Source organism: Bacillus kwashiorkori (assembly GCF_001375515.1).
In the GTDB taxonomy this organism is placed as follows: Bacteria; Bacillota; Bacilli; order Bacillales; family Caldibacillaceae; genus Bacillus_BK; species Bacillus_BK kwashiorkori.
This window is the reverse complement of sequence record NZ_CTDX01000015.1, coordinates 436,118-452,586: the sequence shown is the minus strand read 5'-3', so window position 1 is coordinate 452,586 and position 16,469 is coordinate 436,118. Positions and strand designations below refer to the sequence as shown.

The following is a 16,469-nucleotide window of genomic DNA, read 5'->3' as shown; positions in this document are numbered from 1 at the left end:
AATTTATTTGGTGACGAAAACGAAGCGACAGGAACAGGCGGACGCTAATCCGCTGGCACGACCTTAGCTAGCAAAATTATTAATCACGGTAGTAATTCAAAAATGCCAGCAGCGCCCATTCCGCCACCAATACACATTGTTACTAAGCCAAACTGAACATTTCTTCGTTTCATTTCATGAATTAATGATAAAGTTAATTTTGCACCCGTACAGCCGAGCGGATGACCTAGTGCAATTGCACCGCCGTTAACATTAACAATTTCTTCATTTAATCCTAAAGAACGAATTACTTGAATCGATTGAGAAGCAAAAGCCTCGTTCAATTCGATTAAACCAATATCAGAAAGCTCCAATCCAGCAAGTTTCAATGCTTTAGGAACTGCCTCTACTGGTCCGATTCCCATCACTTCAGGTGGAACTCCACCAACTGCAAAGGAACGGAATTTGGCCAATGGTTTTAAGCCCTCTATCTCTGCTTTTTCTCGATCCATTAGTAGGACAGCTGCAGCACCATCACTCATTTGAGAAGAGTTCCCTGCGGTTACAGATCCATTGACAGAAAATGCCGGTCTTAATTTAGCTAGTATTTCCATGCTCGTCTCTGGACGAACTCCTTCATCTGTTGTGAATTGGACAGTCTTTTCTACTAGTTGATTATTTTCTACGGAACGAAGCGTTACTTCAACGGGAACAATTTCCTCGACAAACTTCCCTTCACTAATCGCCTTTGCTGCTTTTTGGTGACTGCGAACCGCAAATGCGTCTTGGTCTTCTCTTGTCACATCGTATTTTTTTGCCACTTGTTCAGCGGTATGCCCCATGCTCATATAGTATTCTGGAGCTTCCTCCGCCAACTTTACATTCGGTCTTGCTACATGGCCCATCATTGGAACTAAACTCATCGACTCTGCTCCACCAGCTAATATCGTTTGTGAATGGCCTAACATTATCCGTTCTGCACCATATGCAATGGATTGTAGCCCTGAAGAACAATACCGATTAATCGTTATCGCTGGCACCGTATAATCAAGTCCTGCTAATGCACCGATATTTCTTGCCATATTTAGCCCTTGTTCTGCTTCTGGCATCGCACAGCCAATGATTAAGTCATCAATTGGGCCGTTATAATTTCCTGCACGTTTTAACGTTTCTTTTACTACTAAGGCGCCTAAATCATCTGGCCTTACATTTGCCAACGTACCCTTCTTTGCCTTGCCAACGGGTGTTCTTGCACCTGCGACAATTACTGCTTCCCTCATTTCTGCTCCCCCTTTATTTCAAACTGTATCCAGTAATATACATTACTTCATTTGTAAACCTTCATTTTTATTTGTTAGAATGATAGAAATCTCGTATTGTTGTACTGTTGTTTCCAAAATGAAACGGAGATTTATTCCTTTAGTTACGTAACGGTTTTCCTTTGACAAGCATATGCTGCATTCTTGCTTGTGTTTTCGGTTCCCCTATCAAACTTAAAAATGCTTCCCGCTCTAAATCTAATAAATATTGTTCATCCACTTCTGTACCGAATGGAACTTTTCCGCCTGCAATCACATATGCTAACTTTTTAGCAATTTTCAAATCATGATCAGAAATATAGCCGGATAAGTGAAGATTTTGTGCACCTAACAGCATCGTTGCATAGCCAGTTTCTCCAACTACTGGTACTTTTTGACGAACTGGTGCTGTATAGCCATTTTCATATAATTCAAGAACTGTATTTTTAGCATCATAAATTAGATGGTCACTATTGACACTTATTTTATCGTGAACACTTAAGAAATGATTTTCCCGTGCTTCTGCAGCTGATGTTGATACCTTTGCCATCGCAATTGTTTCAAACACTTTCGTTGCAACATCTTGCAAGTCATATTTAATGCCTTTTGGCAAACTATTTAAATGCTTAATATACAACTCCTTATTACCACCACCACCAGGGATGAGCCCTACACCCACTTCTACTAAACCAATATACGCTTCAGAGGCTGCTTGAATGCGGCTTGCAGGGAGACATACTTCTGCACCGCCTCCGAGGGTCATTTGATGTGGTGCCGCTACAACTGGTTTCGAACTGTATTTTATTTTCATCATGGCTTGTTGGAATTGACGAACAACTAAGTCGAGCTCAAAGAAATTATCGTCTTGCGCTTCCATTAGCATGAGACCAATGTTCGCACCAACACAGAAGTTTTTTCCTTGGTTACCAATTACAAGCCCTTTATAGTTCTTTTCTACTTCATCTATCGCGAAATTAATCATTTGAATAATATCTAAGCCAATCGCATTACTTGGTGAGTGGAATTCTAATAGGGCAACATCATCACCTAAATCTATTAAACTTGCCCCACCGTTCTTTTTAATAACACCTTGTTGTTTCTTAAATGATTTTAGATTAATAACTTTTTCATTCTGCTGTACCGGTTTGTATTCACCTTTATCGTAGAAATACAATTTGCCATTTTCTTCTTTATAGAAGGAAGTGTAGCCATTTGCCACCATTTCTTTCACCCAAGCTGGTATAGTTACATCTTCCTTTTCCATACGCTCTATAGATTTTTCAACACCAATGGCATCCCATGATTCAAATGGACCGAGTTCCCAACCAAAGCCCCATTTCATTGCATTGTCAATAGCAACTAAATCATCGGCAATATCACCAAGTAACTCGGCAGTATATACTAAAGTAGGTACAAATATATTCCATAGGAGCTGCCCAGCATCATCTTTCGAATAAATTATATTTTTTAATTTCGCTTTTGCACCTTTTTGCTGTTTAGCCATTTCAATGGAAGCCGCTTTCATTTTTTTGCGTGGCTCATATTCCATTGTTGCAGGGTTTAATTCTAAAATTTCTTTTCCCTTTTTTAAATAAAAACCTTGACCCGTTTTGGCACCTAACCAGCCTTTTTCCAACATGTCAATCATAAAAGATGGAACGGTAAATATTTGCTTTTCTTCCCCTTCAACTTGATCCTTCACATTATTAGCAACATGAATGAATGTATCTAGTCCGACAACATCTAAAGTTCTAAAAGTAGCACTTTTCGGTCTGCCGATAAGTGGGCCAGTTATAGAATCAACTTCCCCAATGGAATGACCGCCCTTTAACATTTCTTGCAAAGTTACTAGAAGCCCATATGTGCCAATTCGATTAGCAATGAAATTCGGTGTATCTTTTGCAATAACGACCCCTTTTCCTAATACGTCCTCGGCGAATTTTGTCATGAATTGAACAACTTCTGGTAACGTATCTTTAGTCGGAATTATTTCTAGCAGTTTCAAATATCTTGGTGGATTAAAGAAATGCGTTCCAAGAAAATGTTGTTTAAAATCGGCTGAACAATCTTCTGCCATTGCATGGACAGAGATTCCCGATGTATTGGAACTGACAATGGATCCTTCTTTTCGGTACTGATCCACTTGTTGAAACACTTTCTTCTTCACCGTTAAATTTTCCACAACAACTTCAATAATCCAATCCACTTCTTTTAAACGATGTAAATCATCTTCTAAATTACCAACCTCAATGAGAGCGAGATTATCCTTTGATGTTAATGGTGCTGGTTTTTGTTTTAACAATTTTTGTCTATTTTCTAACACAATCCGATTTCGCACATTTTTACTTTCCAATGTTAAACCTTGGCTCTTTTCTTTTTCCGTTAATTCTTTCGGAACAATATCAAATAATATTGTTGGAATACCTGAGTTTGCCAAATGTGCAGCAATCCCAGCTCCCATCACTCCAGAACCGATCACTGCAGCTTTACTTATTCGTTTCATTTATTCCTTTCCTCCCCCTGTGCGTTTTTGAATGAATACTCATTCATTTTATTGTCAAAAAAATAACGCATTACTTATGCTTATTTTAAATATATATAATTTTTCTTCCTTTCGCAATCAATAAGTTTGAAAAAAGTGATTTTTTTTCTTATTGTTGAAAAATAAAGATTGTGCCGAGAAAAACGCACAATCTTCGTACTACTATTTTATGAAAATATGTAGAACATATTCCTTTTTCGTTGACCAAATTTTTACGTAATGAAAAATAGTTATCGGAGAAAGATTACTTCTTAAAGATTCCCTTAAGTACAAATGCAACATTCGCTGGGCGCTCTGCTAATCTGCGCATAAAATATCCGTACCAATCAGTTCCATAAGGCACATATACACGCATTTTATAACCTTCTCGTACTAGATCTAATTGTTTTTCCGGTCTAATACCGTATAACATTTGAAACTCAAATTGCTCACGGGGGATATGAAATTTATCCACTATCTCCTTTGTATAGTTAATAATTGCATCGTCATGGGTTGCAACAGCAGTGTAATGTCCATTATCTAAATGGAGTTTAATCAGTTTTTTATAATTTTCATCCACATCATTTTTAGCTGGATATGCAACTTCCGGAGATTCTTTATAAGCTCCTTTTACTAATCTTAAATTTGGATTGTATTTACTTAAATCTCGTAGATCTTGCTCTGTTCTATATAAATATGCTTGTAATACAGTACCGACATTATCGTATTTTTCTTTCAGTTGTTTAAAAATTTCCAACGTCTTTTCACATCTGGAGTAGTCTTCCATATCTATTGTGACAAAAACATGATTCTCTTTTGCCCTTTCAAGAATGCGCTGCATATTATTCATGACAACTTCGTTAGAAATATCTAACCCCATTGATGTCATTTTTAAAGAAATTTGTGCATCTAAATTTTCCTTAGCGATGGCATCGATTGCCAATATACATTGATCGGCGATTTCATTTGCTTCCTTTTCATTGTCTACAAATTCTCCTAAATAATCTACGGTTACAGATAATCTCTTTTTATTTAACTCTTTAATCGTCTTAACCGCTTGTTCCATTGTTTCCCCAGCAACGAATCGTGAGGCGCCGAACCGCAAACCATACTTTTTAGCTAATTTCGTTAAAAATTTACTTTTCGATAAAAATAAGAAAAAATTTCTTAACAGCTTCTCCATACGATATCCCCCTGCTTATTGCATATTGTCTCTGTTGTATCTAATAATCTGAAAACCCTTACATCAGTTAAAACTATTTTACCACGATAATTTTCAAACAGGATAATAAAAAGTACTGTTGAAAGATAATCCGCATAATTTTAGTCTTAGTTCAAGAGTAACATACATAGATTATCACTTTTTGGAGACGATATGGATGGTTATACATTTTTAGCGTGTAAAGAATAGGAGGAATGAAAGATGCAACAACAAAACACGACGCAATCCAGTCAAAACGTTATGCCACAACCACCTAATATTGTTACAGTAAAAGATTCTCTTTACTTAACAGATATGCTTTCCTGGAATTTGCTAGCAATGAAAAAAGCGCACTTTTTTTCTGGACAAGTGCAAGATCCTGAGATTAAGTCAGCATTAGAAAAAACCGGTAAAATGCATCAGCGTCACTATCAAACAATTTTGTCTCACTTAAATAAACAAGGAACGACCGAACCGCCAAAAATGATGTAACAGGCGCAGCAGTTGAAGTTTGCAAATTTTTAGGAGGTTAAAAATATGAGTAACCAACAAAATAAAATTCAAAACCCTACAACGCAATTACACAAATCACCGGAAATGAATGACAGGGATTTTATTAATGATATGCTTGCAACAGAAAAATACATGACTGCCTCCTACAGTGTTGCACTAAATGAGGCTAGTCACCAACCATTGTATGAAGATATACTTAACATTTTTACGGAGACACAAAATTGCCAAAGAGAACTATTTAATTTAATGTTCAAAAAAGGTTGGTATGGTTTTGATGCCGCTGAACAGCAAAAACTACAACAATCATACCAGCAATTTCAAGGTTATAGTAATCAATTTCCATACGCGAATACTCAAATGCATTAATCCCTTTTGGATGGCTGCCCGAAGCAAGTCTTTCGGACAGCCTGTCTACCTTATTATAATAATATTTGACCTGCGAGAGCACAACACAACACTACCACCCATGGGGGAAGCTTCCAATACATTAATAGAGCAAAAGCGGCTAACGCAAGCGAAAACTCTAACGGACCTGAAATAGCACTTGTAAATACCGGATGATATAATGCAGCTAAAAGTAAACCAACAACTGCTGCATTAATTCCTGTTAATGCGGCACGAAATTTCATATTTCCTCGTATTTGATTCCAAAACGGCAGAACACCTATTACTAATAGAAACGATGGTAAAAACATCGCTACAGTTGCTAGCAAACCAGTTGGGACACCTCCAGCTACTGCACCAATATATGCGGAAAATGTAAATAAAGGACCAGGAACTGCTTGTGTTGCCCCATAACCTGCTAAAAATCCTTCAGCTGTAATCCAGCCGGTTGGGACAACTTCTCTTTCAAGCAGCGGCAATACGACATGACCGCCACCAAATACGATGGAACCAACTCGATAAAATACATCAAAAATACTAGCAGAAAAACTCGGGAAAAGACTTCTATAAACTGGCAAACCAAAGAGTAATAGAAAAAATGTCGCAAGGCTTACGATACCTAGTTTCTTTCCAAATGTTAAAGTAAGTACAGGCGATTCCTCGTTCTCTTTTTGTTTAAACAACAAATAACCAATTATCCCTGCAACGATAATAATTGCGAATTGAACGATAGCATTAGGATACATTAATAAAATAATAGCAGTAATAATTGCAATCGTTATCCTCGTGCGATCTGGGGTTAATTTAACTGCCATTCCATATACTGCATGGGCAACAACCGCAACAGCAACTATTTTCAATCCATTAATCCAACCAGGAAGCTGATGACCATCAAAACCTTGCATTATTAGTGCAAAAATAAGTAGAGCTATGACCGACGGAATGGTAAATCCGAACCAAGATAAAACCCCTCCAAACAAGCCTCCGCGAATCATACCGATGGAAATTCCCACTTGGCTACTTGCTGGACCAGGTAAAAACTGACATAAAGCAATTAAATCTGCATATGTACGCTCATCTAGCCATTTTTTCCTCTTCACATATTCATTTTGAAAATAACCGAGATGGGCGATCGGTCCCCCAAAAGATGTTAACCCTAATCTTAGAGATATTAGCAATATTTCTATGTACGTACGAATTTTTTTACTCATCGTTTCCTCCTTTATTAAAAATTTTTCATCTGCATTCGATTTTACGTAGGAACGTGTTATACTGATAAAAATAACACAATTTTATTACAAATTCAGCTTTCAGATGTAAATTTTTATTAATCTTTTGTTCTTGAAACATTTGTAATAGTTTTTCGTATATATGACAGAAGTAAAGGAAAGGAGAATTGCATTTGAAAAAGTCGAAGTCGCAGTTTTGGCTAATCCAAATTTTGTTAATTGTTGCAATTATCTACATAAGCACGAAAATTTCTTTTTTATTTGAGCCAGTTTTTATTTTTGTTTCTACTTTATTTTTCCCAATACTGATTTCTGGTTTTTTATTTTTTCTTTTCAATCCGGTAGTTACATTGGCAGAGAAATATAAAGTTCCACGGACATTAGGAATTTTATTAATCTATCTTATCTTTATCGGATTAATTGCAATCGTTTCTGCCATTGGCGGTCCGATACTAGTTCGACAAATTGGTGATTTATTCGATAATATTCCACTCTATATTCGGGAAACGCAAAAAATGATAAGTGAAATGGGAGATTCAAAAATTTTCCAATGGGTGCAAACACAGGATTATGTGAAATTAGAAGATATTGAGCAGTCACTAACTGGATTTTTAGCAGGTCTTCCGAAAATGGTTACTTCTAGTCTAACTAGCATCGTCAGTGTCGTAACTAATATTACGTTGACCATTGTAACCGTACCGTTTTTACTATTTTTTATGTTGAAAGACGGACATAAACTACCGAAGTCGATTGTAAAATTTTTGCCGAGATCTTATCGTGACGAAGGACTTGTTATTTTAAAAGATATGAATAAAACGTTAGCTGCCTATATCCAAGGCCAAATGACCATTTGCCTTTTAGTAGGAACGATTTCTTTTATCGGGTTTTTAATTATTGGCTTACCTTATCCGCTAATTCTTGCGTTAATTATAGCCGTTACGAATATTATTCCATATGTCGGACCATTTTTAGGTGCGACACCAGCGGTATTAGTCGGTTTATTTGATTCATGGATGTTAGCAGTACTCGCCATTGTCGTGATTGTAGTGGCACAACAAATCGATAGCAACCTTTTATCACCTTTAATTATCGGAAAACAATTAGATACCCACCCCGCTACCATTATTATCCTATTATTAGTAGCTGGAAACTTAGCCGGAATCTTAGGGATGATTTTAGCAGTCCCAGTTTATGCTGTTACAAAAACTTTTGTTTTGAATATTGTTCGGTTCGTACGTCTACACCAATCACATAAACATGGGAAAGAACAAGTAAATATCACTTAACATGATTGTAAAAAATCAGGGGCTACCTTGTCTTAGAGTCACTACCTCATATATTTGAGTAACTGGTGCTCATCGGCAAGGCGCCCCTTTTCTATTAACTACTAATGGTGTTCCTAGTAGATGTATTTGTAAGTAAGTTTATTTTAACGTAATTTTCTTTTGACCAAGTAAATTTTTTCCGGAAATTCCAGGATTCGTCATTTCGTACGGGTCTAAAATTTGATTCAACTCGTACTCTGATAAAATTCCTTTGTCTATACATAAACTTCGAACAGATTTTCCTGTTTCAATAGCTTCTTTTGCAATAAGTGCTGCTGTCTCATAACCGACATGTGGGTTTATTGCAGTAATGATTCCGACACTTTGCTCGACATATTGTTTCATTCGTTCTTCATTCGCTTTTATATCCTCCAAGCAATACTTCCGAAAGACATCAAATACGTTTGTCATTACTTTGATTGATTGCAGTAGATTAAAAACTAATACTGGTTCCATTACATTCAGTTCGAATTGTCCAGCCTCTGAAGCTAAACAAATAGTATGATCATTTCCAATTACTTGGAACGCTACTTGGTTCACTACTTCCGCCATTACCGGGTTAATTTTTCCAGGCATAATTGATGACCCAGGTTGACGGGCTGGTAGCTGTAATTCACCAAACCCAGTTCTTGGTCCAGAAGCCATTAAGCGAATATCGTTTGCAATTTTCGACATATTAATCATGCAAACTTTTAACGCTGCCGAAACTTCCACGTAAGCATCCGTATTTTGGGTTGCATCAACTAAATGTTCCGCCTTCTTTAACGGAAGATCGCTATTTTCTCGCAAATAATCGATTACTTTTTCTATATAAAGTGGGTCAGCATTTAAACCTGTACCAACAGCAGTAGCCCCCATATTCACTTCATATAAATGTTCTCGGGTATTTTTTATTCGCTGTAAATCTCTTTTAATTACTCGAGCATATGCTTCAAACTCTTGACCTAATCTAATTGGAACTGCATCTTGCAAGTGCGTTCTTCCCATTTTTAAAATCGATTGAAATTCTAATGCCTTTTCTTCAAACGTCTTTTGCAACCGTTCAATCCCACCAATTAATTTTTCTAATGCAGTCAAAACGGCAATATGAATAGCAGTTGGAAATGCATCATTGGTAGATTGTGCCATATTTACATGGGAATTGGGACTGATTTTTCCGTATAGACCTTTCTCTGCATCTAATAATTCAAGTGCACGATTAGCGATTACTTCGTTGGCGTTCATGTTAATAGAAGTTCCAGCACCACCTTGAATCGGATCGACAATAAATTGATCATGAAGCTTTCCTTCAATTATTTCGTTCGCTGCATCAATAATGGCAAAGGCTATATTCGACTCCAATTGACCACTAGCCAAGTTTGCTTGAGCAGCTGATTTTTTTACAATAGCAATAGCACGAATTAATTGTTCATCTAATGAGTAGCCTGTAATAGGGAAATTTTCCACAGCACGTAATGTTTGAATCCCATAGTACGCGTCTTTCGGTACTTCCTTTTCACCTAAGAAATCTTTTTCCACCCGCACAGATTTTTGCAACAAGTTAGGTCACTCCTGATTAGTTATTATAATATTTTATATCCGACTATATGATAACAGTATTACATCTTTTTTACTATGAAAATAACTTTTATTAAAGAATAAACTGCTGGAAAAAGCATGAGACTATGTTCTTGATAGATTTTTGATTATAATAGTTTTGAAGGTGCGTGATAAAATGAAACTTTTTTCGCGGAAAAAAAAGAGTAAACTGGAATGTTGCACGAATAACTTAAATAAGTTTTTTGATGACCAAGCAATTGAATGGTTAGAAGAATTAATGGACGAGTATAATGTAAATATCGTCGAAATGGATTGCTTAAGTTACTGTGAGGAATGTGTTTGTTCTCCTTATCTTTTACTAAATAATCAATTTATTAATGGAGAAACCCCAGATCAATTACTAGCAAAAGTGAAACAACAACTATAGTAAAAAAAGTGGTTGCATTTTCCCTATGACAAAAGCTGGATATTGCTTAAATCCGTCATAAACAAACTAGTAATAAAAGAAATTCGCCAGTTGAAATGAGGTTAGTCACTATACTGTTCAGTTTAGTATATGAAAATACTTCTCAAAACGTATATAAATAGTTGTCCTAAAACGTAAAAAGTTCTGGCTCCAAAATGGGCCAGAACTTCGTATTACTCTTCGTCTTCCTCTTCGTCGAGATTTTTTCCAATTCGGTCTTCTTCCTGTAAGAACCTTACAAAACTTTCCATCGCGTTAATCGGTTGTTCATTAACTATTCGGATGTACTCACCTTTACGTTCATCAGATAAATGGATGCTTTTTTTAATTCGTTCAATGATGTATCTCAACCCAATATTTTGGATTTCCTTTTTATTTAACCGCGTTTCCTTCCATAAGGCCATACCTATAGAACCTAAAATAGCATAGACAATTAAAATCACGTACATTTCTGAGAGATTAAATTTAGCAATAAAAAGTAAATAGAAAAGATTGATTACTGAAATTCCGATTAGTGGAAATGTCCAAAACATGTATCGAGAAGTTTTTCTAACTAATGGAAAAATCAACTTTTGGATTGTTTCTAGTTCTTTACGAATATTTTCTGGAAAACTATTTGTAGTTAAAAAGTTATCCATATGAATCATCCTTTATATTAAAAATTTATACAAATTTTATGCAATAGCTAAATAAAAAAGACCTACCGACTGATGGTTAGGTCTTGCTAACAACGGATTGTTGCCAACAAAGCCGAGAGCCTTCACTCTGTACTGACGACCTTGCTGCTAAAGCTACTCCCCTAAAAGGACTAGTATTTAACTAATTTAATCATACTAAATATATGGGTTATTGTCAAAAAAAATAAAGTTGATTTTATCCTTTATTGCATAGGTGAATTTCAAATTTATGGATGATTCATCGATAACTTTTAGATAAAAATTCTTTCGTTCGTTTCGATTGTGGATTTTCAAATATTTCTGTCGGCGTGCCCGTTTCGACAATTTCTCCTCTATCCATAAAAATTACCCGATCAGCTACATCTTTTGCAAAGCCCATTTCATGAGTGACAACGATCATCGTCATATTTTCCTTTGCTAAATCTTTCATTACCGAAAGAACTTCTCCAGTCAATTCCGGATCAAGTGCAGATGTTGGTTCATCAAAAAGCATAATTTCTGGATTCAACATTAATGCCCGAGCGATTGCTACCCGCTGTTTTTGTCCACCGGATAGTTGTGAAGGATAGGCAAAAATTCGGTCACTTAATCCGACCTTTTTAAGCAATTCATTTGATTTTTGCTCTATAGCTTCATATGGTTGTTTAGTAATAGTTTTTGGTACCAGTTCTAAGTTTTCTTTTACCGTTAAATGGGGGAATAAATTGAAATGCTGAAAAACCATTCCCATTTTTGAGGTCAACTCTTTGATACTTCGTGGTTGATTATAATTTCCTTTTTCTACTAAATATTTATCATCAATTTTTATCGTGCCGCCATCTACTTTTTCTAAATGAACTAAACATCGGAGAATAGTGCTTTTTCCAGAACCTGAAGGCCCAATTATCGCGATTACTTCATTATTATTCACTGTAAAATTTATATCCTTCAATACGTTTAGCTGATTAAATGATTTTTGTAAATTATTGATTTCTATAATCGCCATCATTCCCACACTTTCTTACATTTTGGAAGTTTTGCTAAGCTATTCAAAACTATATTTGCGCTCTAGTTTTTTCAATATCATTGTTAAAAGTAAGGTAATAATTAAGTAAATTATTCCAGCTGCAAAATAGGGAACAATTGTAAAATCTCGATTTACTGCTGTTTGAGCGTAATGCAACAATTCTGGAACTGCTACCGCATATAGTAAGGCAGTATCTTTTACTAAGGTGACTGATTCATTTGAAACAGCTGGCAATGTGACGCGGAACATTTGTGGCAAAATTATTTTTCTCATCGTTTGCCATTTATTTAAGCCAAGTACTTGTGAAGCTTCATATTGACCTTTATCTATTGCTAGTAAGCCACCTCTAAATATTTCGGCAAAATAGGCGGCGTAATTTAATATAAAGCCAAGACATGCAGCAACAAATCGGTCAAGAACTAAATATTCTCCTACAACTGGAAGCAATGGCAACCCAAAGCAAATAAAGAGCAATTGTAATAGTAACGGTGTTCCTCGCATGATGTAAATATAGCCTTGCACGAGCCACGATAATGGCTTCCAGCGGCTTCTGACAGCCAATGTCAATATAAATCCTAATGGAATAGAGATTGTTATAACGATAATAAAAAGTAATAGTGTAATTTGTGCGCCTTGAAGCATCGGTTTTAATATCATATTTAGATAGTCAAAAGACACTCGTATTCCTCCATACTATTTCAATACTTTGTCGATTCCGAACCATTTTTCAGATATTTCTGCGGCCGTTCCATCTTTTATTAACTCATCGATTGCTTTTTGAAGTTCTTCTAACAATTTTTCGTTACCTTTTTTTACACCAATGCCATATTGTTCAGGGGCTAATGTTTCATCTAACACTTTAAAAGTACCTTCTTCTTTTGTCATATAATAATCGATTACTACTTCATCGATGACTACTGCATCTACACGACCATTTTTTAAGTCTGTGAGAGCCAAAACGTTATCGGCAAATTCAACAACATTTTTTACTTTTTTACTAATTGGATTAGCATTTAGTGCGTCACTTGCTGAGGATAATGATTGCAAGCCTACTACTTTTCCTTCTAAATCCGCTAAATTACTCATTGGAGAATTAGCAAGCGTAACAACTACTTGTGCATTTTCTAAATATGGCTTTGTAAATAAAACTTTTTCTTTTCGCTCATCTGTAATAGTATAGCCGTTCCAAATTAAGTCAATTCTTCCACTGCTTAATTCTGTCTCTTTTGTTTTCCAATCAATTGGTTGAAACTTAACTTTTTTACCCATTGCTTCAGCTGTTGCTTTTGCTAAGTCAATATCAAATCCGACAATCTCATTATTTTCATCGCGAAAACCCATCGGAGCAAACTTATCATCAATACCGATTTTTAATTCATCGTCATTCTTTCCTGCAGAATTAGAACATCCTGTAAAAATAGATAATACAAAAATAATAGAGAAAGTTAATAAGATTAATTTTTTCATAGTTTCTTCCATCCTCTCAAATTATGTAATTTTTACTTTAGTATGCTAACGTGCTAAATTACTAAAGCATGAAATCATCATAACACCCTTTTAACCACCTGTCAACAACTGAAATTGTTGGGGACAGTCCCCCACTATGCTAAAGTGGTAAAGTGTTTGTTTAGTGTTGAGCAAACGCTAATATCCTTTCTTTGTTATTTGTAATATAATATTGTTTTCTGGACAAACTCGGTCTAGGTACTTTTATCATAATAACTAAAGGAAATATATTGAAGGAGGTTATAGAAATGATGGGTATTCCCTGGATGCATGGAAACATGATGTGGGGTAGTGGATTTGGTTTTGGTTTTTTCGGCTGGATTATTGATTTGCTCGTCACTGGTGCGGTCGTTTATTTTGCCGTTAAATTAGCTTTAAAAAATAGCAATAAATAATATCGGCCCTCTCCTATTCATATTTTTACAAATATCTAACGCTAACCTAACCGACATAAATATTTCTCATTAAAAGAGACCAGTGGCACAAAATCCTACTGGTCTCTTCCTAAATATTTATGAGCTTAGGGATTCTATTCGATTCAAACACTTTTTTCCGCTGTAACAACTTATTGAACTATTTTTTCACAACGAGGCAAAAATGCTCATCGGAAATTTTATTGACGCTCATTTCATACCCTAACATTTCCAACTTCATCATTAAAGGTGTCGGTTCATGAGGAACATGTACTTCTATAGTCAAATTATTTGGTGCTTGTTTTATATATTCCATTACTTCGTGACCGGGATGTTCCCCACGCAATGCCCGCTCCCGAACATCAATTTTTACCAAATCACCAATTTTTTCCACATCTAACACTACTGTCACCTCATTTAAGCATACTTACATCCATTAAGATGCCCGACCATTAGAAAATACATGCTCAAACCGAAGTAGTATAATATAACTGAATTTTATGAATTGTTGGGGACAGTCCCCCTGTTGTACCACTTGCTTGCGGCGGTTATTTCCGAGTAGGTGAGTTGGTGGCCGTGATTTTCCCAATGAAGTTCAACGAGCGCACCTGCTTTTTCTAAAAGAGTTGCTAAGTCCGTTGATTCTTCAGGCGGGCAAATCGGATCATTAGCGCCAGCTCCTATAAACACCGGTACCCCTGACAAGTCTGGTAAAGCTATCCCTCTTCTTGGGACCATCGGATGATGTAATATCGCTGCTTTTAATGCATTTTTATAATGAAATAATAAACTCGCTGCTATATTTGCTCCATTCGAATATCCAACTGCTATTATATTCTCACGGTCAAACTGATACTTCTCAGCAGCTTCTCCTAGAAAATCAAATAACTCTTTCGTGCGAAAAACTAAATCTTCCTCATCAAATATCCCTTCAGCAAGTCGTCGGAAAAATCGAAGCATCCCATTTTCCAACACATTTCCTCTTACACTTAATACGTTCGCCTCGGGATCAATTTTTTCTGCTAGCGAAAGAAGATCATATTCATTTCCTCCCGTACCATGCAATAAAAGTAACGTTGGCGTACTGTTACTCGTTTCTTTTCCACTCTGAAAAATATGTCTCATCTTCTCACCTCAAACAAAATTTCATTACTCTCCATCCAATGCCATTTTATAATTCTATCGCAGCACAATTAGCAGTTCCAACTTTCTTAAAAACCTGTTCCAAATCCCTACAAAATTCTTTATTCATACTCCTTTTCAAAATGTTTCGTACTTCTTACTGTATCAATAGGTCGAACGAGCTTTTCAATTTCATCTCGCTTCGGTTCAAAGTATGGTGGTAACGACAATTTTTCTCCAAGAGTCTCATAAGGTTCATCACCCATAAACCCAGGTCCATCTGTAGCAATTTCAAACAAAATTTCTCTCGTCACTCTCGTATACAAAGACCCGAAATAGTAGCGTTCAACATAACCAGAATTTGGCAAACGGAACGAACGAAGTCGGTTTTTCCACTCTTCTATTTCCTCTCTATTCTCTACACGAAAAGCAACATGATGAACCGTTCCCGAACCTTGCCAACCTTGTGGTAACACTGCATTATGCTCCACTATCACCTGCGCACCATTACCGCCTTCACCCATCTCAAATAAGTAATAATCACCTTCGCGGGCAACTTCCTTGAATAAAAATACTTGCTCCAACACTTCTTTAAAATAATCCACATTTGCCACGCGGATAAAAACAGGACCTAATCCAGTAATGGCAAATTCAAGGGGAATTGGTCCATTTTTCCAAGGCTTACCAGAGGCAACACCTTCGTTTTTTTCATCGCTAATTAATTGATATTGCTGGTCATCAAAATCAACAAACGAAACAGTTTTCTTACCAAATTGCTCTTTCACACCTGAATGTTTAACATTTAAACGGGAAAATCGCTTCACCCAATAGTCAAGTGCTGCATCATTCGCTACTCGAAAAGACGTCCTCGCTATTTCGTTTGTTCCGTGAACACCCTTTTGAATACCCGGAAAATCGAAAAATGTCATATCCGTGCCAGGGCTCCCTACATCATCAGCAAAAAACAAATGATATGCTTGAATATCATCTTGATTCACTGTCTTTTTTACTAACCGTACACCTAAAACGTACGTAAAAAATTCATAAATCCTCTCGGCACTACTCGTAATTGCAGTAACATGGTGAATACCCTTTAACTGTTTCATTATTTTTCCTCCAATTTATCTTTTTGGCAATGTTATTGGTTATTGTGGACTTTAGTCAGTTGTTGATTGTAGTGTAAGGCGGCGACTCCTCGAAAAAAGCATTAGCTTTTTCCTTCGTGCGATGCGTCGCGGCCGTTGCGTTCCTTGTCCTGCGGGAACAGCACGAGCCAGAAATAAGCAGACT

The 16,469-nt window shown here is 36.3% G+C and carries 17 protein-coding genes; 5 read left to right on the top strand and 12 right to left on the bottom strand.

Features of this window, described 5'->3' with window-relative positions; translation table 11 throughout:
• Positions 1-83: 83 nt before the first annotated feature.
• The 3 genes from BN1242_RS08830 to BN1242_RS08820 form a co-directional block, all read right to left on the bottom strand.
• Positions 84-1,259, bottom strand: coding sequence for an acetyl-CoA C-acetyltransferase (locus tag BN1242_RS08830; RefSeq protein WP_062354487.1), 1,176 nt, complete (start codon positions 1,257-1,259; stop codon positions 84-86).
• Positions 1,260-1,398: 139 nt separating this feature from the next.
• Complete coding sequence (locus BN1242_RS08825; RefSeq protein ID WP_062354484.1) at positions 1,399-3,780, bottom strand: 3-hydroxyacyl-CoA dehydrogenase/enoyl-CoA hydratase family protein; 2,382 nt, start codon at positions 3,778-3,780, stop codon at positions 1,399-1,401.
• 283 nt (positions 3,781-4,063) lie between these two features.
• Positions 4,064-4,981: a proline dehydrogenase family protein gene (locus BN1242_RS08820; protein ID WP_062354483.1), complete on the bottom strand. Its 918-nt coding sequence runs from the start codon at positions 4,979-4,981 to the stop codon at positions 4,064-4,066.
• Positions 4,982-5,221: 240 nt separating this feature from the next.
• On the opposite strand from BN1242_RS08820, the gene BN1242_RS08815 reads away from it, so the two are divergent.
• A complete protein-coding gene (locus BN1242_RS08815; protein ID WP_062354482.1) occupies positions 5,222-5,491 on the top strand; it encodes a hypothetical protein in 270 nt (89 codons plus the stop codon).
• A gap of 45 nt (positions 5,492-5,536) precedes the next feature.
• Positions 5,537-5,878, top strand: coding sequence for a spore coat protein (locus BN1242_RS08810; protein WP_062354480.1), 342 nt, complete (start codon positions 5,537-5,539; stop codon positions 5,876-5,878).
• A gap of 53 nt (positions 5,879-5,931) precedes the next feature.
• On the opposite strand, the gene chrA is transcribed toward BN1242_RS08810, so the two are convergent.
• Positions 5,932-7,107, bottom strand: coding sequence for a chromate efflux transporter (gene chrA / locus BN1242_RS08805; RefSeq protein ID WP_062354476.1), 1,176 nt, complete (start codon positions 7,105-7,107; stop codon positions 5,932-5,934).
• Between the two features lie 191 nt (positions 7,108-7,298).
• Between chrA and BN1242_RS08800 the strand changes: the two genes are divergently transcribed.
• Complete coding sequence (locus tag BN1242_RS08800) at positions 7,299-8,411, top strand: AI-2E family transporter (RefSeq protein WP_062354474.1); 1,113 nt, start codon at positions 7,299-7,301, stop codon at positions 8,409-8,411.
• A 138-nt stretch (positions 8,412-8,549) separates the two neighbouring features.
• Here the strand turns inward: BN1242_RS08800 and aspA are convergent, their stop codons facing one another.
• Complete coding sequence (aspA, locus tag BN1242_RS08795) at positions 8,550-9,989, bottom strand: aspartate ammonia-lyase (RefSeq protein WP_062354472.1); 1,440 nt, start codon at positions 9,987-9,989, stop codon at positions 8,550-8,552.
• A gap of 175 nt (positions 9,990-10,164) precedes the next feature.
• On the opposite strand from aspA, the gene BN1242_RS08790 reads away from it, so the two are divergent.
• Positions 10,165-10,416, top strand: coding sequence for a DUF1450 domain-containing protein (locus BN1242_RS08790; protein ID WP_062354470.1), 252 nt, complete (start codon positions 10,165-10,167; stop codon positions 10,414-10,416).
• A gap of 212 nt (positions 10,417-10,628) precedes the next feature.
• Here BN1242_RS08790 and BN1242_RS08785 read toward each other — a convergent pair whose 3' ends face one another.
• The 4 genes from BN1242_RS08785 to BN1242_RS08770 all read right to left on the bottom strand — a co-directional run bounded on the left by BN1242_RS08785 (position 10,629) and on the right by BN1242_RS08770 (position 13,605).
• Positions 10,629-11,093, bottom strand: a complete 465-nt coding sequence (locus BN1242_RS08785) for a DUF5392 family protein (protein ID WP_062354467.1) — start codon at positions 11,091-11,093, stop codon at positions 10,629-10,631.
• A gap of 277 nt (positions 11,094-11,370) precedes the next feature.
• Entirely contained in the window at positions 11,371-12,117 is a 747-nt protein-coding gene (locus BN1242_RS08780; RefSeq protein WP_062354466.1) for an amino acid ABC transporter ATP-binding protein, read from the bottom strand.
• A gap of 39 nt (positions 12,118-12,156) precedes the next feature.
• On the bottom strand, positions 12,157-12,816 hold the full coding sequence (locus BN1242_RS08775) for an amino acid ABC transporter permease (RefSeq protein WP_062354463.1): 660 nt from the start codon (positions 12,814-12,816) through the stop codon (positions 12,157-12,159).
• A 15-nt stretch (positions 12,817-12,831) separates the two neighbouring features.
• Positions 12,832-13,605 carry an amino acid ABC transporter substrate-binding protein gene (locus BN1242_RS08770; RefSeq protein WP_062354455.1) on the bottom strand — a complete coding sequence of 258 codons (774 nt, stop codon included), beginning with the start codon at positions 13,603-13,605 and terminating at the stop codon, positions 12,832-12,834.
• Between the two features lie 287 nt (positions 13,606-13,892).
• Here BN1242_RS08770 and BN1242_RS13655 point away from each other — a divergent pair, with 287 nt between their 5' ends.
• Positions 13,893-14,039 (top strand): hypothetical protein, encoded by a 147-nt coding sequence (locus BN1242_RS13655; RefSeq protein ID WP_158661061.1) that lies wholly within the window; start codon positions 13,893-13,895, stop codon positions 14,037-14,039.
• Positions 14,040-14,217: 178 nt separating this feature from the next.
• Here the strand turns inward: BN1242_RS13655 and BN1242_RS08765 are convergent, their stop codons facing one another.
• The 3 genes from BN1242_RS08765 to BN1242_RS08755 form a co-directional block, all read right to left on the bottom strand.
• On the bottom strand, positions 14,218-14,460 hold the full coding sequence (locus BN1242_RS08765; RefSeq protein ID WP_062354451.1) for a DUF2249 domain-containing protein: 243 nt from the start codon (positions 14,458-14,460) through the stop codon (positions 14,218-14,220).
• Between the two features lie 95 nt (positions 14,461-14,555).
• Entirely contained in the window at positions 14,556-15,182 is a 627-nt protein-coding gene (locus tag BN1242_RS08760) for an alpha/beta hydrolase (protein WP_062354448.1), read from the bottom strand.
• A 119-nt stretch (positions 15,183-15,301) separates the two neighbouring features.
• Positions 15,302-16,285 (bottom strand): ring-cleaving dioxygenase, encoded by a 984-nt coding sequence (locus tag BN1242_RS08755; protein ID WP_062354445.1) that lies wholly within the window; start codon positions 16,283-16,285, stop codon positions 15,302-15,304.
• Between the last annotated feature and the right edge of the window lie 184 nt (positions 16,286-16,469).